The organism is Brevundimonas bullata, assembly GCF_014207965.1.
Taxonomy (GTDB): domain Bacteria; phylum Pseudomonadota; class Alphaproteobacteria; order Caulobacterales; family Caulobacteraceae; genus Brevundimonas; species Brevundimonas bullata_A.
This window is the reverse complement of record NZ_JACHLM010000007.1, coordinates 41,737-57,604: the sequence shown is the minus strand read 5'-3', so window position 1 is coordinate 57,604 and position 15,868 is coordinate 41,737. Positions and strand designations below refer to the sequence as shown.

Here is a 15,868-nt window from a genome sequence, read left to right as displayed (position 1 = left end):
CGCGCTCGAAGCAGGACGCGACGTTGACTGTCTGGGTCACGGCCGCGCCCTCAGAACGGAATGTCGTCGTTCAGGTCGTAGCTTTCGCGCGGACCTGACGGCTTGTTGGCACCACCCGAGGAGGAGCCGGACGAATAGTCGTCGCCTTGGGTGCGTTCGCCTTCACCCTGCGGCTTGCCGCCGAGCATGGTCAGGACGCCGCCGAACTTCTGCAGGACGATCTCGGTCGAGTATTTCTCTACGCCCTGTTGGTCGGTGTATTTGCGGGTCTGCAGCGAGCCTTCGACGTAGATGGTCGAGCCTTTCTGCAGGTAGTTCTCGCAGGTCTTCACGATGTGCTCGTTGAACACGACGACCTGATGCCACTCGGTCTTTTCTTTGCGCTCGCCCGACGCCTTATCGCGCCAGCTTTCGGAGGTGGCGATGCGCAGGTTGGCGACGCGGTCGCCGCTGTTCAAAGTGCGGATCTCCGGGTCGCGGCCCAGGTTGCCGATGAGGATGACCTTGTTGACGCTGCCGGCCATGATCAGACCTCCCCGAGCGCGGAAAGGTAGAGGTCGAGGACGGCTTCGGCCTCTTGGCGCTTGGCCTTGTCGATGCGGCGCAGGCGGACGACCTGGCGGATGATCTTCACGTCATAGCCTTCGCCCTTGGCTTCGCTCAGGACTTCCTTGATGTCGGTAAGGACAGCGGCCTTGTCTTCCTCAAGTCGCTCAACGCGCTCGATGATGGAGCGCAGACGGCCTTGGGCTGCGGATGTCAGAACATCGGGTGATGCGTCGAATGTCGTATCGGTCATGGGGTTCTCTCGGATCAGGCGTGAAGGGGTTTCGGAGCGACCGCGGCGTAGGCCAGCTCGGCGGCCATCTGCTCGGCGCGGGCGCGTTGAAGCGCGGCGCGGGTGTGGCCGATGGTTTGGGTGATCGGTTCGGCCTCGGCGGCGAGCCGGGCAGCGTAGGCTGCGGCGAATGCGCGGTTGGCAGCATCCAGGCGCAGACGGGCGCGGGCTTTGCGGAAGCCGAACATCACGATCCCTCGCTCACGGCCTGGATCACGTCATCGGCGTTGGCCTTCACGCTCATGGCCTGCTCGGTGATCGTGCGGCGCTCCATCGGGGTCAGGGTGCCGTCGAGCAGGGCCTCCCGAACGGCGCGTTGCAGATCGGCCGCCGCCTCGGTCGTCTCGCTGGCCTCGGTGTTGGCGCAGTCGGGGGCCGCGTCGCCCTCCATCGTCAGCTTGATCAGGTCGATAAGCGCCTGTTTCTCGGCGTCGTTGGCGCACTCAAGGAAGCGGTGCAGCGGCAGGGTCGTGTCGGGGTGGTTCTCGCTCTCGTAGAGGCTCCACGCGCCCTTGTTCGACAGTCCGCAGGCCATGGCCGCCAGCTCAGACGAGCCGATACGTTTGCGGATGCGCTTGGTTAGCGACTTGATGACGGGCACGCTCATGCCGGGCTCCTGTTCATGCAACGTTCTGGGGTGATTGTTTCGGTGAGCTTTGCCGTTCGCAGGTGCACAACAGCGCCATGGACAGACAGCGAGACGCCGCGACGGGCGGCGAAGTGATCTACGTGGACTTCGTCGCCCGCACCGCGAGCCGTGATCCCCTGCCCGCTTCCCGCATCAGCTCGGCCGAGTGGGCTGCTGGCGCGGCGCGGTGCGAAGCCCTGGCGGATCAGTCCGAACCCAAGGTGGCGGAAAGCCTGCGCCGTGTAGCGAGGGCCTACCGCGCCAAAGCGGGGGGCGACCCTGCCGATCAGGGGTACAAACCGGCAGGGTCTGGCCGAGCCGGAGCGTCCACTCTCCGACCGGATCTGAATGTCTGAAGCCCCCCCGAACACGGGCCTAGTTCCGCTGTCGGCGCCGCACGACGCTGTCGGGGGCCTTGGGTTCGTAAACGGAGCGAAGCGCCCTTATCTGAGACGGGGTCTTCCCTATCAGGGGGCCAACCTTCAGCCCGTCGTGCTCGTGGAGCCAAAGCGCCAGAGGCACGCTGATCGAGCGCGCCCCGCTGGCGACGTGGTAGGCGAAGCTTTTGGAAAGCCCCGCGCCGATCATGGCTTGGACAGTGTTGTTGGACATGCCGGAAGCCTACGCTTTGTAGACCTAGAGCACAAGCCGGAATTCTACATTCTGGCCGAGGACGGCCCGAGCCTATCGCTCCACAATGTAGGGATGAACGGACAAGCCTATCCTAACCACCTGGCTGCGTGGCGGACCTTCCGGCACATGACCCAAGAGGAGCTGGCGGATATCGTCGGCTGTTCCGTCGCGAGCATCGGCCACTGGGAGACCGGCGCCCGTCGCCTTACGGACAAGTGGCTTCCCCAGCTGGCGGAAGCGCTGAACACGTCGGTCGGCTACATCATGCAGCACGACCCCGAAAACCTGCCAACCGACATTCTGGACATCTGGGCGGACATCCCGACTGAGAGTCGGGCGCAGGCCCTCAAGGTTTTGGAAAGCTTCAAGCGCACCGGCACGGGCGGATAAAACATTCACAGCCGAATGTCGGCTGAACCTTGGGGAGGGACGACATTGGCGGATTGGTTTCTGACCAACTGGCAGACGATCTACGGGATCGGAGCGCTGATCGCGTGGGCGCTTTTCGCCCTGATCTGCTTCTTCGGCGTGTGGTGGTTTGCCGCTGAGAGATACCAGTTCCCCGGCCTGGCGCTTGGTTGGTTGCCTGGCGCTATCGCCGCTCTTACCGCCGCTGTCGTCGCCGCCGCGCTCTGGCCCCTTGTGGTCGTGGGCGGGATCTGGATCGCCGCGGCGCGGTCTTACTGACGGCTAAATCCAGGCGAGGACCGGGCGTGATCGACTGACGGCACACCATCCAGGCTGAACACCGCCACGCCCGCCTTGCGCTGCGCGAGGATCGACGCTGCCCGCATCGCCCGCTCAGCGTTTAGATGCTGTCGCCGGTTCATCGGCACGATGCGCCCATCAATGCGGGCGAACGTCTGGGTGCAATAGATCGTCTTACGCTGCATTCTACAGGCTTCCTCAACGGGACAAGCTTAGCCGAACGACGATCTTTGGCGAGTCTACATTATCAAGCTGCGACCGGTTTTGACGTATACCGCCGAGACCATCCTCTACATTCTGTAGATTTTAGCTTGCGCTGTTGGTCTACGTTATGTAGGGTTCTCTCACACCAGAGAGAGCCCACGACATGGCCCGCACCACACAGACCGACAACGCCATTGTGAATATCCCGCTCGCCAAGCGCGGGAACATCGACGCCCAGATCACGAAGCACCTGAAGGCCGAACACGCTGCTTTCGAGACCAACGCCCGCCAACGCCGCGCTACGAAGCGGGAGGAAATGGCGAAGGTCAAAGAGCTGGTCGCCGCAGTCTCTGACGAGCGCATGGCCGAGATGGGCAAGCCCTATGGCCTGACCGTCAAACAGACGCGCAGCCAGTTCATCGCCGCCGCCTTCTCCAATCCGCAGCGCGTCATCACGTCGATGACCGCCGAGCTGGCGCGGGCCTGATCCGATGGCCAGCACCACACAGACACAAGCCGAAGCCCGCGTCGCTGTTGAAGTGGCCCGCTACGGTTCCGCCCGCGCCGCTTACCACGCGCTGACCGTCCCTTTCGGCCCGGTCCCGACCAATCCCGAGGAAGTCGCTTTTGACCGCGCCCTGTGGTCCGCCATGAATGGCGAGTGCTGGGAGCAAGCGGCATGACCGTCTCCTACTGGGCCGAGGCCGGAACCATCCGCTCCATCGCCGGAACCACCCTCACCCCTTCCAAGGCTGCGGCCATGCGGGACTTCTACCTCGCTGACATCGCCGCCGTAGAGCGCAAGCCGCTCGACCCGGAAGTCATCACCTTCATTCAGGAACGCGACCTGCGCTGCGCCAACGAACTGCGCGCCGCTCTCGCTGCCCTGCAAGCCCCGCAGGAGATTGCCGCATGAACCGTCGTCAACTCGCCAAGGCCGCGACCCGCGAAAAGCTGATCGTCGCCGCTCGCGCCGTCTGGGCCGAGCCTGGCTCCTACGAAGCCGCCACCATCCGCGTGATCGCCAAGGCGGCGGGCATGTCCACCGGGGCCATCTTCGCCAACTTCAAGGGCAAGGAAGACCTGTGGCGCGCTGTCATGGGCTACGAGCCTCCGGTCGATAGCGCTGAGGTCCGCAAACTTCTGCGCGCAATGGCGGGCCGAAAGGCTTGCGCAGAAGCCATCGCTGCGAGGGCTGCGTGACCGACCTCCGCGTTATCCCCGCCGAGCCCTGGGCCGAGGCTCGCGAGCGCTACCGCGAACTGGCCTGCGAGGACCGCCCCGGCGATCCGTGGTCCGTTCCGTTCATGCCCCGCCGTTCGGCTGGCTGGTGGATCGGCAACGTCACCAGCGCATCGGCCTGCACCCTGTTCGTGGCTTTCATGGCCGCTCTGCTCTGGAGCGCTTCGTGATGGCCGTCACTCAATCCACAGCCACGGAACGGGGGTCGAGCCTAACAAGCGCCCCGGATGGCTGGACCTTCCGCGCCCCGCGCCACGGCGACCTTGTGGCCTGCCCCTACTGCGTGAACCGCCTGACCCATTGCTGCGACTACTGCGGCGATGAGGGGGTGCTGTTCGCGATGGACACGGAGATTTCTCAATGACTGATGCCAAGACAGAGGCGCCGCTGACGGGGCTGGCCCTGCTGCGCTCGCCGTTCGCCGCGCACCACATTAGCAAGCTTCCCAAGCCGACGAAGCAGCAGACCGAAGCCGTCAAGGCCGACTACAAAAAGGGCATCCGCTGCAGGGAGTGCGGAAGCTGGCACCATCCCGACGTTGTGCACCTGGACTATGTCGGCCATGCCGCGCTGACGGATCGCCTGCTGGACACCGACCCCACGTGGTCGTGGGAGCCGGTAGCGTTCCGCGACGGCCTGCCGGCCTTCGACAGCAACGGCGGACTCTGGATCAAGCTGACGATCTGTGGCGTCACGCGCCTCGGCTACGGCCACGCCGCCGCCAAGCCTGGAGCCGACCCCGGCGCCCGCGAGAAGGAAGTCATCGGCGACGCCCTGCGCAACGCCGCCATGCGCTTCGGCGCCGCCTTGGACCTTTGGCACAAGGGCGATCTGCACGGCCCCGACGAAGAGGCCGGCAAACCTTCCAGCGAGGGCGGGGGGGCGAAAGAGCCGACGCTGAACGACCGGGCCGACCTCTTCCTCGGCGCCCTGAATAAGGTGACGAGCCGGGTCGATCTGGAAGCCGCATGGGCCAAGGGCTCCAAGGTCTGCGCCGCCCTGTCCACTGCCGATCCCGACAAGCTGGACACAATCACCCGTCGCTATGAGGCCCGGCGCGCCGAGTTCATCGCCGCCGACAAGCCTGCCGCTGACGACAGCTTCCCCGGCGACACCCCCTTTGATCAGCAGGAGGCCGCGTAGTCATGGCTGATGGTCACGTCCAACTCCGCAATGAGCCGTCGCCCTTTGATGCGGTGCGGATCAACATCGAAGACCTGTTCACCCAGGCCAAGGGCTTCTTGGATGGCGAGCCGGTCACGTCTCAGGCCGTCGCTGACGAGATCGGCGCATTGCTGGCCGAAATCCGTCAGGCCGAGAAGGCCGCAGGCGAAGCTCGCAAGCTGGAGAACAAGCCGTTTGATGACGGCAAGGCCGAGGTGCAGGAACGCTATCTGCCCCTGATCGGCAACACGACGCGGGTCAAGGGCAAGACGGTCCTCGCCGCCGAGGCGTGCAAGGCCGCGCTGGCGCCCTTCCTCAAGGCTCAGGACGACGCCAAGCGCGAGGCCGAGAAGGTGGCTCGCGCTCAGGCAGAAGCCGCTCAGGCGGCCGCCGCCGAGGCCGCCCGCGCCGCCGCGACCGACAATCTGGAAGCCAAGGAGGCCGCCGAGGCTCTGGTCACGGAAGCTCGCAAGGCGACGACCGAGGCCAACCGCGCCGCTGCCGACCGCGCCCATGTGACCGGCGGCGCCCGCGCCACCACGCTCCGCTCCGTCTGGCGCGCCGAGCGGGTCAGCAGCCAAGTCGCAGCCGTCCACTATTGGAAGACGAACCCCGAAGCCTTCGACGCGGTCCTGCAAAAGCTGGCTGACGACGACGTGCGGGCCGGCAAGCGCTCCATCCCCGGTTTCAATGTCGTGGAAGATCGGGTGGTGGTCTGATGTCGCGCAACCTGCTCCGCTTGACGCCCGGCGCTCGCCGCGACGCCCATCTGTGGGTGGACAAGGCCCTGTCCCTCTGGACGCCCGGAAAGCCCTTCCTTCTTGAAATCCGGGAGCCGAAGCGCACCGACGAACAGAACGCCGCGCTCTGGTCGCTGCTTGGCCAGATCACGAAACAGCGCCCGCTCCACAACGGCCGCAAGATGAGCGCCGACCTCTGGAAGTCCGTCTTCATGGACGCGCTGGGCCACGAGGTGGACTACTGCGCCAGCCTGGACGGTGAGCGCATCTTCCCGCTCGGCCATCGGTCGTCGCACCTGAGCAAGGCGCAGTTCTCGGACCTGCTGGAACTGATCCTGCATTGGACGGCAGAGCAGGGCCTGACGATCAAGCACTTCGACGCCGAGCCCGAACGGGTGGCCGCATGAAGCCCGACCTCTCCATCATTCCCGAGCCCGACCGCTCGACCGAAGAGCGCGCCGTCTCTCAAGCCATGAAAGACCGCGTGCGGGAAGAGCAGGGCGGTATCTGCGCCCGTTCGTGGTGCGAGGCTCAAGCCCTGGACGTGGATCACATCATCCCGCTCTGGAACTACGGCACGAACGTCCGAGCCAACCTCGTCGCGCTTTGCACCACCTGCCACGCCCAGAAGACCAAGGCCGAAGCCGCCATGCGCGCCAAGGCCAAGGCTCAGGCCGGCGAAACGGGCCAGCACGCCCGGCGCCAGAAGCGTGGCGGATCATCCATCCAGAGCGCGAACCGCTGGCCTCCGAAGGGTTCGGTCAAACTCCCGTCCAAAAAGTCGCAGCGCCTCAACGAGTCCACCCCTAACAAGCAGCGAGAAGCGTGATGGGGGTCTCTATCCTCATTGGCGACGTTCGGGATCGTCTGCGCGATATGCCCGCGGACTCCATCGACTGCGTCGTCACCTCGCCGCCATACTGGGGTCTGCGTGACTATGGCGTCGAGGGACAGATCGGCCTGGAGCCGACCCTTGGCGAGCATCTGGCCGTGATGGTCGAGGTGTTCGAAGAGGTTCGCCGCGTCCTCAAGCCGACCGGCACGCTCTGGCTGAACTACGGCGACTGCTATGCCACGTCTCCGAACGGTCGCAGCGCGGCCGACACGAAGGCGGCGGGCACCGATGACAGGACGTTCCGCGACAAGCCGTTCTCGACCATCCAGGGCGCGCTGAAAGCGAAAGACCTGTGCATGGTCCCCAACCGGCTCGCCATTGCCCTGCAGGAAGCGGGCTGGTGGGTTCGGTCAGAGATCATCTGGGCCAAGCCGAACCCGATGCCGGAGAGCATCAACGACCGGCCGGCGACGTCGCATGAGAAAATCTTCCTGCTGACCAAGTCGGCGCGATATTTCTACGACGCCCCGGCCGTCCGTCAGGCTTTGGCCGAAACGTCCGTCAGCCGCCTCGCGCAGGATGTGGACGCGCAAGAAGGTAGCCACCGGGCCAACGGCGGCGCGAAGTCGAACGGCACCATGAAGGCCGTGGGCGGAAAGCGCCGGGCGTCTGAGTTCGCCAGCCCCCGTCATGCTGGCCACATCACCCACACCGGCATCGAGGCGACGCCGAGAGGTGAGGGGCGGAACCTTCGCAACTATGAGCCCGCCCCGGTTCAAGTCTGGCCCATCGCGACCCAGCCTTTCCGTGATGCGCACTTTGCGACGTTCCCGCCCGACCTAGCCGAGCGATGCCTGCTGACGGCGCCTAAGCGGTGCTGCGACGCATGCGGAGCCCCCTGGGATCGGCAGACCGAGACGGTTCTTGTTCCAACCGCGAAAGCGGCAAAGCGTGGGGTTGTCGATGGCCGCGACGCCGGAGCCGACCGAAAGGACGCGGGCTCCAATCGTCAGAAGGACGGCCACGTTCCCGGCTGGAGCAATCAGGTCACCACGACCGGTTTCGCGCCATCCTGCAAATGCGGCGCTGGCCACGCGCCGGCCAAGGTCCTCGACCCCTTCGGCGGTGCCGGGACCACGGCCCTGGTCGCTGACCGCATGGGCCTCGACTGCACCATCATCGAACTGAACCCCGAATATGCCGAGATCGCACGGAGCCGCATCGCTCGCGATCAGGGCATGTTCGCCAACCTTGAGGTGGCAGCATGACCTCCGTTCCTCACTCCGGCGCAAAGAGCGTGACCCCCGGCGGTTCTGTTGCTGGTGGGCATACGAAGGGAACTTGGCACATCGACGGCGATACCGTCGTGTCGTTCGATGGCGCCATTGTGGTCTGGGAACTGAACAGCAACGACGCTGATGCCGCCTTGATCACTGCCGCGCCTGATCTGCTGGATGCGCTTCGGGACTTGCTCGGCAACGCTGAGATCGCCCGGTTCCACATTCAAGGAACCGAAGAGGGGATGCTGATCGGAAGCGCCCTCTTCGACACGATTAATCAGGCCCGTGAAGCCATCGCCAAGGCTACGGCAGGCGAGACCCGCAACGCCGAACCCATCCACCGCCGGGACGGAGACGCTGAAAGCGGCGGAGTGAACCATAACGCCCCGGAGGGCCAAGCATGACCGTCACCCCATCCCCCCAGAGCGTCGTCGTGCCGGTTGATGACCTGGCGCAGGAAATCCGCCGCGTTGACGGAAATCACAGCCTCGGAGCCGGTGCACTTGCCGAAGCGCTGCTGCCGTTCCTGTCTGAACGTCTCGCAGCCGCCCCCGCCCCGTCATCGCTGGCGGGTGGGGAGGTGGAGACGCTCCGAACCCTTCTCGACAATCTGGTGATCGCGCAGAGCCTGTCGAAAGAAATCCGCACCCACGCTACGGATGAAGCGCGCGCCTATCTCTACGACACGCGTCTCGCCGCCCTATCCCCGGAAGCCCCAGCGCGGGAGGGGGTGGGGGAACTTGACGAACTGCCGGGGGATTTCCTCGCGCGCGTCGGCATGGATGGTGCGCTGTGGGCCGAAGAGTTTCGCTCCACCGCTATCCGTATCGGCTATCCAGACATGGACGAAGGGTGGCTGATCGGATGGTTCTGCAATGCCGTAATGGCTGGCTATGACCACGCTCGGCGTCGGTATGATCCGATCCTGAAAAGCCAGCTTGCCGAGATTACAGGCGAAGGGGCGTGCAGCCTGTCGGACGCCATTGATCAGTTCATTGGCGACGCCATCGCAAACGGATCGGTTGAGACCGATAGGGACGGCGTCATCGAGTGGTGCAAGCCCGCTCTGGAACAGACGCTGGTCTCATCCCTCGCTGGATGCGGTTACGGCCTAGCCGCCCTCACCCCCCGCCATGAAGCCCCAGCCGAGGGGGCGGGGGAGGATAACTGGTCCGAACTGGATAGGCTGGCCGATGCCGCGACGCAGGGGCCGTGGAAAGCCTGCGGGACCATCTACGAACACATGAACTGCGAGGTTCGCGGTGGCGCGAAGGGTGAAGGTCAGGCCATCGCGCAAGTCTGGGACGGCCCCAACGCCTTTAAGGACGGGCAGTTCATCGCAGCCGCCAACCCGGCAACGATCAAACGACTGATTGCAGCCCTCCGCGCCCGTTCGTCTGCGCCGGAAGCCCGCGAGGAAGCGCTAGGAAACCTGCTGGCAGTCATTCACGGCGACGGCGGACACAGGGCACTAGAAGTCGGAACCAAACAGGCTGCGCTTGAGGCTGAAAAGATCGTGGCGAGACTGTTGTCGTCTGCGCCGGAAGCCCGCGAGGGGGAGCAATGCTGCGGCGCTCGCTATGCCCTTTGGATGCTGCATCTTCGAGGCCCAGACGACATTTATCCCGCTCAGAACTATGAGACCGCGGTCGAGTGGGCAGATCGCGCGAACAGCATTGTAGCCGAGGTCCGCGCGGTTCCGGCTATCTGGACCGGAGACGCACTTTCGCACGCTGAGGGCCTGACCGACGCCATCCAGCAGTGGGAAGTCCAAGCAGATGGTGGCCAATCCTCCACCCCTGACGCCCTGAATGGGGATGCGAAGCCATGAGCAAGTTTTACACAGCGAGCCGCGCCAGCCTGCCCGAGCGACCCGCCATGTGGCGCAAGTTGCGGGATGGCGGCGTGAAGATCACCGCGACCTGGATTGATGAGGCCGGTGAGGGCGAAACCGCCTGCATGACCGACCTGTGGCGCAGGATCGACTACGAGGTGAGGTCTGCGGACTTCCTTATCCTCTACGCCGAGCCCGATGATTTCCCGCTGAAAGGCGCGCTGATCGAAGTCGGCATGGCCATAGGGAACGGAAAGCGGGTTTTGGTCGTCGTCCCTGGAGTGGAGCTTGAGCCGCGTTCGCTGCGCCCTCTCGGGTCGTGGGCGATGCACCCCCTCGTCACCTTCCACCATACCATCAGGCACGCGCTGGATCACGCCTACGCAGTCACGAAGGTCGTCGCATGACCGCCCCCACCACCCGAGAGACAGCCGACCATGCGGAACTAGCGCGGATTGAGGCTCTGTTGCGAGAACACATCAAGGTCGATGCGTCGGGCCTGTCCCCTGCGGTTGTGAGGCATTTCGTCTTCGGTTTCGACACCGCCGCCTCCGCCCTCCTGTCCGAGATAGCGGCGCTGCGTGGTGAGGTGGATCGCCTGCGAACAGCCGTGTCGAAGTCCAACGAGGAGATTTGCCAGTCTCTCGGCAAGGCGCTTGGCTACCCGTGGTTCAAAGACGATCAGGCCAACTTCCCCGGATCGACCGAAACTGACGGAGTGTGCGTCGGGGATCACGTGGCCGAGAGCATTGCTGATGAAGCCGCGCGTCGCCTCACCCAAGCCGAGCGCCAGCGCGACGAGTTGCGGAAGGCGTTGGAGCCGTTCGCGAGGGCCGCAGAGAAGCTCGACGGCCTATGGTCTGAGGACGATTGGCGGTGGAACGACTCAGTCCGCTCGGGTGTCACCGTCCGTGACATTCGCCTCGCCCGCCAAGCCCTCGCCAACCAGGGAGCCGACCAATGACCAGAACGACCATGCTGCTGGCCTCCTATGCGGCAGCGATATTGTCGGCCCATCCCGTGACGCGTCAGGAGGCCGAGGCGCTTGCTGAGATGCAACTCGCCAAACAGCCACCAGAGACGGATTGGACTCCGCCTACGGAGAACCGCCAGCAACGCCGCGCACGTCAGCGCCGGGAAGCGAAGGGCCATCGCCAATGACCGACCATAGCGCGCTCATCGAACGGCTGGAGGGGGCCGCAAACGGCGTCGTCAGCATGAAGACCGACCGTGGAGATTACGGCCTGCTGAATGAAGCCGCCGCTGCCCTCAGCGATCTGACGGAGTGGCGGAATATTGCTACGGCTCCGAAGGATGGGACGGTCATAATCGCTATGGGGCGCTACGTCGAAGCGACCGCAGGGTTCCCGACTATGGCTCACTTCATGGCGGGCTCATGGCGGCAAATCGGAAAAGGCGTGATGCCGTCAATGGTTTGCTGGGCATGGAAGCCGCGCGATGTTCTTGGGGCTTGGCCGTCGGAACCCCTCCCATCCGCCCCTAACCAAGCAAAGGAGGTTGGAGAGTGATGGCCGATATGCAGGAACTGATTGCTCGACTGGAAGCCGCTGAGGTGGGGAGCCGAGAGTTGGATGCGGTTGTCTGGGCGGCGACCAACGGATACGAACTTGTGAGGTTCGACGGGGCTGGCTGGCTCTACAAGATGCACGCCGAAGACATTCAGCGCCATGAACGTACGGGCTTTATTCCGGGCTTTAGCCAATCCATCGACGCCGCCCTTGCGCTAGCTGATCGGATCATCCCTGGGTGGTGGATCGAACTGCGGCGGTATTCTGATGGGTGGTATGTGAAGGTGGCGCCGCATTCGTCAAAGGAAGCCGACGCTCTGCAAGGTTTTCAGAAGCCAGCTGCCATCGCCCTCTGCATCGCCATTCTCAAAGCCAAGGCACAGGGAGATGAACGATGACTGATCGCGAACGCTTGCAACTCTCTATCCGCGCCTTCGATCAACTCGACGCGGCGACGTGCGGAGCGGCGGGGCCGGAATCAATAGCTCGCCAGTTCGGCACCACGCACGCTCTAGCCATCCAGTCCGCGCGACAGACAATCGCCCGACTCAGGCCCACCACGCCCCCTGATGGAGAGGGACGATGAGCGCTGCATTCACAATCGGATTTCTTCTCGCCGTGTACACCGCTGGCATGATGGCCTGCCTGTTGCGGGGCTTGTATCTGCACAACCGATACTTCGGGCGTGACGAGCAAAAAACCGAACGAGGCGTGGTGATCAGCCTGTTCTGTTTTGCCTGGCCAGTTCTTCCTCTGGTCTTGCTTGTGATCGACAGGGCCGCCGACGACCGCAGAGGTGACGAATGAGCGCCGCGAACGACAGCACGCCGACCCGCCGCGTCCGTCTGGAGGGCGCCGCCGACATCGCCAGCTATCTCGGCCGGCCCGAGCGTTGGGTCTATCACGCCCGAGAGAAGGGCTGGTCCTGCCCGATCAGGAAGCGCGACGGCATCGGCCTCTATGCTTTCCCCGACGAGCTGGACGCATGGCTTGAGGCTGACGAGACCCTGGCTCCGAACGTGCGGGTCGCGTGACGGATGACATCGGCGGCTTGACGTGCCTGTATGCGGCACGCTCAGGGGCTTCGCATGGCTAACGTCCGCAAGATCAAGAACCGGCCGCGCCAGGACGGCAGCGTCAAGGTCAGCTGGCGCGCGACGTGGGCTGGCCCTGACGGCGTCAGGCAGTCCAAGAACTTCGACCTGAAGGGCGAGGCCAAGGCCTGGCTCGACAGCGTGTCGGCAGGGCTGGTCGGCGGGTCGTCCACCATGACAGTGACGCAGCTGGCCGAAGCCCATATCGCCAACTTCCACGGCCTTGTCAGGGCGGGCGCCCGGCGTACCGGCACGGCGGACGGCTATCAGTCGATCCTCGACACCCATATCCGCGACCACAAGATCGGACGCACCCGGCTCTCCAACCTGCGGTCTCCCGACATTCAAGGCTTCCTCGACGAGGTCGTGCAGAGCGGCGGCTCCATCAACCTCGCGCGCCAGATCAGGCGCTCTCTGGTGACGTGGTGCCGGTTCGGCGCGCGGCGCGGGTGGCTGCTGGCGAACCCGGCTCAGGCCTGCGCCGTGGAGGGCGATGGAGAGAAGGCTGATAGCGAACCCTTCTCCCTCCCGTCCAAGGATCAGCTCGCCGCACTGGTTAAGGCCGCTACCGAGAGCACCAACCCTGAACGCGACAGTGCCGTGGTGCGCATCCTCATGTTTGGCGGGCTGCGTATATCGGAAGCTCTCGGCATGGCGGACGACGCCGCAGCGGTTCGGACGACGGGTGGCAAGCTGCGCGTGAAGGAGCGGCTCGACCGCACGCATCGGACGCTGGACCCTCCGAAGACGAAGAAGGGGCAACGCGACGTGCCGATCGGGCAGACGACAGCCCTGGCCGTTCGCGCCTGGCGCCTGAAACGCGGGCCGGTCGGCCACTTCCAGCACGTAGACGGCCGCCGGGAGCGCCGACTGATGCCGGGCCGGCTGTTCCCGAACCCGAAGACCGGCGAGGGCGTCTGGGGCTATGAAGACTTCATCCGCGACTGCTGGATGCCGCTGATGCGCGCCGCCGGGCTGGTGATGATGCTACCCGACAGCAAGGGCAAGAACCGCCCGGTCGCGGAGTTCAAGCCCCACGTCCTGCGCCACGTCGCCGTCAGCCTGTGGCTCGCGCAGACGCCGCAGCCCAAGCCGAAGAAGGTTCAGGAGCTCGTCGGACACGCCACGTTGAAGATGACGATGGACACCTACGGCCACCTCTGGCGCGACGAGGAAGAGGACGACGCCATCGCCCAAGCCAGCGAACGGCTCATCAACTGAGAGCGCCGCGCCAGCGCCGCAAATCCAGCAAGCCGTTGTTTTCCCTCACGGCGTCTCAGACTTAAAATCTGCCGACTTCGGTCTTGCGGGTTCGACCCCCGCCGCTCGCACCATCAATCTGTGCCGTTGTCTTGGCGCCGTTACGCTGGGGGGGTAGTCACCCAACATCCTTTAGCGTTCCGGTGTTCAAGATGATCTTCAGCCGCGTACTGGCCCCGACCCTGGCGCTCGCCCTTTTGGCGGGCGCAGCCCTTCCGGCGATGGCGCAGCAGGCGGCTCTGCCGGTCGCGGCGACCGCCGCCGCTGAGCGCGCGGCGCCGGCTCTGGTGGTGACGATCGTGGTCGATCAGTTGAGCGCCAACCTGTTCAATCAGTACCGCAGCCAGTTCACCGGCGGGCTGAAGACCCTGGCCGATCAGGGTCTGGTGTCGATCAACGGCTATCAGACGCACGGTGTCACCGTGACCTGCGCCGGCCACTCGACCGTTTTGACCGGGGTCCACCCGACGCACAGCGGCATCCCCGCCAACGACTGGATCGACACCACGACGGGCGAGGAGACCTATTGCCTGGCCGCACCGCAGAACACGCTGGCGCACGGCAAGAACACCGACAACGGCCCGGTCGGCCCGGATCAGCTGAAGGCCTCGACCCTGGGGGACTGGCTGAAGACGGTTAGCCCCAACAGCCGCGTCTTCGGCATTTCCGGCAAGGATCGCGGGGCCATCAACCTGGCCGGGCACAAGGGCGACGGCGCCTTCTGGCTGACCAATGATTTCGGCTTCACCACCTATGTCGAGCCGGGCCAGTCGGCCGAGACGAAGCTGGCGCCCGTCGCGGCCATCAACGCGCGGGTGATCGACCGCTTCTCGCGTCAGGCGCCGGTGTGGAACTACACCAACGACGCCTGCCGCCGTCTGGAAGGCCAGTGGGTCATCGGCGGCCAGACCTTCAACTCGACCCTGCCGCCGGCGGATGATGCGCTCGACGGCTCGCCGATGCTGGATGAGCTGACGCTGGAGGGCGCCGCCGTGCTGCTGGACGAGCAGCAACTGGGGCGTCGCGGCGTCACCGACATGCTGGGCGTCAGCCTGTCGGCCACCGACCGGATCGGCCACGGATACGGCACGCAAGGGCCGGAGATGTGCGAGCAGATGCTGCGCCTCGACGCGGCGCTGGGCGTCTTCCTCGACAAGCTGGCGACCGTGCCGGGCGGGGTGGTCGTGGTGCTGACCGCCGACCATGGCGGTTCGGATTTCCCCGAGCGGTCCTCGGTCGAGGGATATCCGGCGGCGGGCCGCGTGGACCGCGCCCTGATGCCGCGCGTCAATGATGCGCTGAAGGCCCGGTTCAAGCTGGACGCCAATCCGCTGGTTTCCTCGGCGGGCGGGCTGATCGTCGTCGACAGGGACAAGAAGTCGCTGGCCGAGCCGCTGCGCAGCCAGGTCCTGGCCGCCGCGGTTGAGCTGCTGAACGCCGAGCCCCAGGTCGCCCTGGCCGTGTCGCGCGACGAGCTGCTGGCCGAGCCTCTGCCCGCTTCGGACAATCCCGAGGAGCTGAGCGTGCGCCAGCGTCTGCGCCTGTCGGCGGTGGCCGGGCGCTCGCCGGACATCATGCGGTCCTATCAGCCGGGCCTGACCGGATCGGGCCGGGTCGGCGGCGCCATTTCCAGCCACGGTTCGCCCTGGGACTATGACCGCCGCGTGCCGATCATCTTCTGGTGGCCGGGCGCCAATGGTCAGGAGCGCTTCCTGCCGATGCGCACCATCGACATCGCCCCCACCCTGGCCCACCTGATCGGGGTCAAGCCGACGGACACGGTCGATGGCCGCTGCATGGACATGCCGCAGTTCGCGACGGGGCGCTGCGAGGCCAAATAGGTCCGGCGGCCGTAACATCGTGTTTCGGCGCTCATAAA

The 15,868-nt window shown here is 65.2% G+C and carries 30 protein-coding genes; 25 read left to right on the top strand and 5 right to left on the bottom strand.

The window, feature by feature from the left end; translation table 11 throughout:
* Positions 1–50 precede the first annotated feature (50 nt).
* The 4 genes from ssb to HNP51_RS17140 are packed head-to-tail and all read right to left on the bottom strand — an operon-like array spanning position 51 to position 1,445.
* On the bottom strand, positions 51–524 hold the full coding sequence (ssb, locus tag HNP51_RS17155; protein ID WP_184273424.1) for a single-stranded DNA-binding protein: 474 nt from the start codon (positions 522–524) through the stop codon (positions 51–53).
* 2 nt (positions 525–526) lie between these two features.
* Positions 527–799 (bottom strand): DUF2312 domain-containing protein, encoded by a 273-nt coding sequence (locus tag HNP51_RS17150; RefSeq protein ID WP_184273427.1) that lies wholly within the window; start codon positions 797–799, stop codon positions 527–529.
* Positions 800–813: 14 nt separating this feature from the next.
* A complete protein-coding gene (locus HNP51_RS17145) occupies positions 814–1,026 on the bottom strand; it encodes a hypothetical protein (RefSeq protein ID WP_184273430.1) in 213 nt (70 codons plus the stop codon).
* Entirely contained in the window at positions 1,026–1,445 is a 420-nt protein-coding gene (locus tag HNP51_RS17140) for a hypothetical protein (RefSeq protein WP_184273433.1), read from the bottom strand. The genes HNP51_RS17145 and HNP51_RS17140 overlap by 1 nt, the downstream gene beginning before the upstream one ends.
* 77 nt (positions 1,446–1,522) lie before the next feature.
* Here HNP51_RS17140 and HNP51_RS17135 point away from each other — a divergent pair, with 77 nt between their 5' ends.
* The 3 genes from HNP51_RS17135 to HNP51_RS17125 are packed head-to-tail and all read left to right on the top strand — an operon-like array spanning position 1,523 to position 2,786.
* Positions 1,523–1,822: a hypothetical protein gene (locus tag HNP51_RS17135; protein ID WP_184273436.1), complete on the top strand. Its 300-nt coding sequence runs from the start codon at positions 1,523–1,525 to the stop codon at positions 1,820–1,822.
* Positions 1,815–2,489, top strand: a complete 675-nt coding sequence (locus tag HNP51_RS18915; protein WP_311770668.1) for a helix-turn-helix transcriptional regulator — start codon at positions 1,815–1,817, stop codon at positions 2,487–2,489. Before HNP51_RS17135 ends, HNP51_RS18915 begins: the two co-directional genes overlap by 8 nt.
* Before the next feature lie 45 nt (positions 2,490–2,534).
* Entirely contained in the window at positions 2,535–2,786 is a 252-nt protein-coding gene (locus HNP51_RS17125) for a hypothetical protein (RefSeq protein WP_184273442.1), read from the top strand.
* Here the strand turns inward: HNP51_RS17125 and HNP51_RS17120 are convergent.
* Positions 2,780–2,992 carry a hypothetical protein gene (locus tag HNP51_RS17120; protein ID WP_184273445.1) on the bottom strand — a complete coding sequence of 71 codons (213 nt, stop codon included), beginning with the start codon at positions 2,990–2,992 and terminating at the stop codon, positions 2,780–2,782. The genes HNP51_RS17125 and HNP51_RS17120 overlap by 7 nt on opposite strands.
* A gap of 182 nt (positions 2,993–3,174) precedes the next feature.
* Between HNP51_RS17120 and HNP51_RS17115 the strand changes: the two genes are divergently transcribed.
* The 22 genes from HNP51_RS17115 (at position 3,175) to HNP51_RS17005 (ending at position 15,830) form a co-directional block, all read left to right on the top strand.
* A complete protein-coding gene (locus tag HNP51_RS17115) occupies positions 3,175–3,498 on the top strand; it encodes a hypothetical protein (RefSeq protein ID WP_184273448.1) in 324 nt (107 codons plus the stop codon).
* Positions 3,499–3,502: 4 nt separating this feature from the next.
* A complete protein-coding gene (locus HNP51_RS17110; RefSeq protein ID WP_184273451.1) occupies positions 3,503–3,694 on the top strand; it encodes a hypothetical protein in 192 nt (63 codons plus the stop codon).
* On the top strand, positions 3,691–3,927 hold the full coding sequence (locus HNP51_RS17105) for a hypothetical protein (protein ID WP_184273454.1): 237 nt from the start codon (positions 3,691–3,693) through the stop codon (positions 3,925–3,927). Before HNP51_RS17110 ends, HNP51_RS17105 begins: the two co-directional genes overlap by 4 nt.
* Positions 3,924–4,214, top strand: a complete 291-nt coding sequence (locus tag HNP51_RS17100) for a helix-turn-helix domain-containing protein (protein ID WP_184273458.1) — start codon at positions 3,924–3,926, stop codon at positions 4,212–4,214. The genes HNP51_RS17105 and HNP51_RS17100 overlap by 4 nt, the downstream gene beginning before the upstream one ends.
* On the top strand, positions 4,211–4,423 hold the full coding sequence (locus HNP51_RS17095) for a hypothetical protein (protein ID WP_184273461.1): 213 nt from the start codon (positions 4,211–4,213) through the stop codon (positions 4,421–4,423). Before HNP51_RS17100 ends, HNP51_RS17095 begins: the two co-directional genes overlap by 4 nt.
* Positions 4,423–4,617, top strand: coding sequence for a hypothetical protein (locus HNP51_RS17090; protein WP_184273464.1), 195 nt, complete (start codon positions 4,423–4,425; stop codon positions 4,615–4,617). Before HNP51_RS17095 ends, HNP51_RS17090 begins: the two co-directional genes overlap by 1 nt.
* Complete coding sequence (locus HNP51_RS17085; RefSeq protein ID WP_184273467.1) at positions 4,614–5,396, top strand: hypothetical protein; 783 nt, start codon at positions 4,614–4,616, stop codon at positions 5,394–5,396. Before HNP51_RS17090 ends, HNP51_RS17085 begins: the two co-directional genes overlap by 4 nt.
* 2 nt (positions 5,397–5,398) lie before the next feature.
* Entirely contained in the window at positions 5,399–6,136 is a 738-nt protein-coding gene (locus HNP51_RS17080) for a hypothetical protein (protein ID WP_184273470.1), read from the top strand.
* Positions 6,136–6,564: a recombination protein NinB gene (locus HNP51_RS17075; protein ID WP_184273473.1), complete on the top strand. Its 429-nt coding sequence runs from the start codon at positions 6,136–6,138 to the stop codon at positions 6,562–6,564. The genes HNP51_RS17080 and HNP51_RS17075 overlap by 1 nt, the downstream gene beginning before the upstream one ends.
* Complete coding sequence (locus HNP51_RS17070; protein ID WP_184273476.1) at positions 6,561–6,986, top strand: HNH endonuclease; 426 nt, start codon at positions 6,561–6,563, stop codon at positions 6,984–6,986. Before HNP51_RS17075 ends, HNP51_RS17070 begins: the two co-directional genes overlap by 4 nt.
* A 47-nt stretch (positions 6,987–7,033) precedes the next feature.
* Entirely contained in the window at positions 7,034–8,260 is a 1,227-nt protein-coding gene (locus HNP51_RS17065; RefSeq protein WP_221434182.1) for a site-specific DNA-methyltransferase, read from the top strand.
* On the top strand, positions 8,257–8,676 hold the full coding sequence (locus HNP51_RS17055) for a hypothetical protein (protein WP_184273479.1): 420 nt from the start codon (positions 8,257–8,259) through the stop codon (positions 8,674–8,676). Before HNP51_RS17065 ends, HNP51_RS17055 begins: the two co-directional genes overlap by 4 nt.
* The gene (locus tag HNP51_RS17050) at positions 8,673–10,103 is read left to right on the top strand and encodes a hypothetical protein (protein ID WP_184273482.1); all 1,431 of its coding nucleotides are present in this window, start codon (positions 8,673–8,675) and stop codon (positions 10,101–10,103) included. The genes HNP51_RS17055 and HNP51_RS17050 overlap by 4 nt, the downstream gene beginning before the upstream one ends.
* Positions 10,100–10,513, top strand: coding sequence for a hypothetical protein (locus tag HNP51_RS17045; protein ID WP_184273485.1), 414 nt, complete (start codon positions 10,100–10,102; stop codon positions 10,511–10,513). Before HNP51_RS17050 ends, HNP51_RS17045 begins: the two co-directional genes overlap by 4 nt.
* The gene (locus HNP51_RS17040) at positions 10,510–11,070 is read left to right on the top strand and encodes a hypothetical protein (RefSeq protein ID WP_184273488.1); all 561 of its coding nucleotides are present in this window, start codon (positions 10,510–10,512) and stop codon (positions 11,068–11,070) included. Before HNP51_RS17045 ends, HNP51_RS17040 begins: the two co-directional genes overlap by 4 nt.
* Complete coding sequence (locus HNP51_RS17035) at positions 11,067–11,267, top strand: hypothetical protein (RefSeq protein ID WP_184273492.1); 201 nt, start codon at positions 11,067–11,069, stop codon at positions 11,265–11,267. Before HNP51_RS17040 ends, HNP51_RS17035 begins: the two co-directional genes overlap by 4 nt.
* Positions 11,264–11,635, top strand: a complete 372-nt coding sequence (locus HNP51_RS17030; protein WP_184273495.1) for a hypothetical protein — start codon at positions 11,264–11,266, stop codon at positions 11,633–11,635. The genes HNP51_RS17035 and HNP51_RS17030 overlap by 4 nt, the downstream gene beginning before the upstream one ends.
* On the top strand, positions 11,635–12,033 hold the full coding sequence (locus HNP51_RS17025) for a hypothetical protein (RefSeq protein ID WP_184273498.1): 399 nt from the start codon (positions 11,635–11,637) through the stop codon (positions 12,031–12,033). Before HNP51_RS17030 ends, HNP51_RS17025 begins: the two co-directional genes overlap by 1 nt.
* Positions 12,034–12,217: 184 nt before the next feature.
* Positions 12,218–12,442 (top strand): hypothetical protein, encoded by a 225-nt coding sequence (locus tag HNP51_RS17020; protein WP_184273501.1) that lies wholly within the window; start codon positions 12,218–12,220, stop codon positions 12,440–12,442.
* Entirely contained in the window at positions 12,439–12,669 is a 231-nt protein-coding gene (locus HNP51_RS17015) for a hypothetical protein (protein WP_184273504.1), read from the top strand. The genes HNP51_RS17020 and HNP51_RS17015 overlap by 4 nt, the downstream gene beginning before the upstream one ends.
* A 54-nt stretch (positions 12,670–12,723) precedes the next feature.
* Positions 12,724–13,950 carry a tyrosine-type recombinase/integrase gene (locus tag HNP51_RS17010; protein ID WP_184273508.1) on the top strand — a complete coding sequence of 409 codons (1,227 nt, stop codon included), beginning with the start codon at positions 12,724–12,726 and terminating at the stop codon, positions 13,948–13,950.
* A gap of 191 nt (positions 13,951–14,141) precedes the next feature.
* On the top strand, positions 14,142–15,830 hold the full coding sequence (locus HNP51_RS17005; protein WP_184273511.1) for an alkaline phosphatase family protein: 1,689 nt from the start codon (positions 14,142–14,144) through the stop codon (positions 15,828–15,830).
* The last annotated feature ends 38 nt before the right edge of the window (positions 15,831–15,868 follow it).

Bases quoted from the DNA above. Each gene is read 5' to 3' on its own strand.
- ssb (WP_184273424.1), bottom strand. From the start codon at position 524: ATGGCCGGCAGCGTCAACAAGGTCATCCTCATCGGCAACCTGGGCCGC.
- HNP51_RS17150 (WP_184273427.1), bottom strand. From the start codon at position 799: ATGACCGATACGACATTCGACGCATCACCCGATGTTCTGACATCCGCA.
- HNP51_RS17145 (WP_184273430.1), bottom strand. From the start codon at position 1,026: ATGTTCGGCTTCCGCAAAGCCCGCGCCCGTCTGCGCCTGGATGCTGCC.
- HNP51_RS17140 (WP_184273433.1), bottom strand. From the start codon at position 1,445: ATGAGCGTGCCCGTCATCAAGTCGCTAACCAAGCGCATCCGCAAACGT.
- HNP51_RS17135 (WP_184273436.1), top strand. From the start codon at position 1,523: ATGGACAGACAGCGAGACGCCGCGACGGGCGGCGAAGTGATCTACGTG.
- HNP51_RS18915 (WP_311770668.1), top strand. From the start codon at position 1,815: ATGTCTGAAGCCCCCCCGAACACGGGCCTAGTTCCGCTGTCGGCGCCG.
- HNP51_RS17120 (WP_184273445.1), bottom strand. From the start codon at position 2,992: ATGCAGCGTAAGACGATCTATTGCACCCAGACGTTCGCCCGCATTGAT.
- HNP51_RS17115 (WP_184273448.1), top strand. From the start codon at position 3,175: ATGGCCCGCACCACACAGACCGACAACGCCATTGTGAATATCCCGCTC.
- HNP51_RS17110 (WP_184273451.1), top strand. From the start codon at position 3,503: ATGGCCAGCACCACACAGACACAAGCCGAAGCCCGCGTCGCTGTTGAA.
- HNP51_RS17105 (WP_184273454.1), top strand. From the start codon at position 3,691: ATGACCGTCTCCTACTGGGCCGAGGCCGGAACCATCCGCTCCATCGCC.
- HNP51_RS17100 (WP_184273458.1), top strand. From the start codon at position 3,924: ATGAACCGTCGTCAACTCGCCAAGGCCGCGACCCGCGAAAAGCTGATC.
- HNP51_RS17090 (WP_184273464.1), top strand. From the start codon at position 4,423: ATGGCCGTCACTCAATCCACAGCCACGGAACGGGGGTCGAGCCTAACA.
- HNP51_RS17085 (WP_184273467.1), top strand. From the start codon at position 4,614: ATGACTGATGCCAAGACAGAGGCGCCGCTGACGGGGCTGGCCCTGCTG.
- HNP51_RS17080 (WP_184273470.1), top strand. From the start codon at position 5,399: ATGGCTGATGGTCACGTCCAACTCCGCAATGAGCCGTCGCCCTTTGAT.
- HNP51_RS17075 (WP_184273473.1), top strand. From the start codon at position 6,136: ATGTCGCGCAACCTGCTCCGCTTGACGCCCGGCGCTCGCCGCGACGCC.
- HNP51_RS17070 (WP_184273476.1), top strand. From the start codon at position 6,561: ATGAAGCCCGACCTCTCCATCATTCCCGAGCCCGACCGCTCGACCGAA.
- HNP51_RS17065 (WP_221434182.1), top strand. From the start codon at position 7,034: ATGCCCGCGGACTCCATCGACTGCGTCGTCACCTCGCCGCCATACTGG.
- HNP51_RS17055 (WP_184273479.1), top strand. From the start codon at position 8,257: ATGACCTCCGTTCCTCACTCCGGCGCAAAGAGCGTGACCCCCGGCGGT.
- HNP51_RS17050 (WP_184273482.1), top strand. From the start codon at position 8,673: ATGACCGTCACCCCATCCCCCCAGAGCGTCGTCGTGCCGGTTGATGAC.
- HNP51_RS17045 (WP_184273485.1), top strand. From the start codon at position 10,100: ATGAGCAAGTTTTACACAGCGAGCCGCGCCAGCCTGCCCGAGCGACCC.
- HNP51_RS17040 (WP_184273488.1), top strand. From the start codon at position 10,510: ATGACCGCCCCCACCACCCGAGAGACAGCCGACCATGCGGAACTAGCG.
- HNP51_RS17035 (WP_184273492.1), top strand. From the start codon at position 11,067: ATGACCAGAACGACCATGCTGCTGGCCTCCTATGCGGCAGCGATATTG.
- HNP51_RS17030 (WP_184273495.1), top strand. From the start codon at position 11,264: ATGACCGACCATAGCGCGCTCATCGAACGGCTGGAGGGGGCCGCAAAC.
- HNP51_RS17025 (WP_184273498.1), top strand. From the start codon at position 11,635: ATGGCCGATATGCAGGAACTGATTGCTCGACTGGAAGCCGCTGAGGTG.
- HNP51_RS17020 (WP_184273501.1), top strand. From the start codon at position 12,218: ATGAGCGCTGCATTCACAATCGGATTTCTTCTCGCCGTGTACACCGCT.
- HNP51_RS17015 (WP_184273504.1), top strand. From the start codon at position 12,439: ATGAGCGCCGCGAACGACAGCACGCCGACCCGCCGCGTCCGTCTGGAG.
- HNP51_RS17010 (WP_184273508.1), top strand. From the start codon at position 12,724: ATGGCTAACGTCCGCAAGATCAAGAACCGGCCGCGCCAGGACGGCAGC.
- HNP51_RS17005 (WP_184273511.1), top strand. From the start codon at position 14,142: ATGATCTTCAGCCGCGTACTGGCCCCGACCCTGGCGCTCGCCCTTTTG.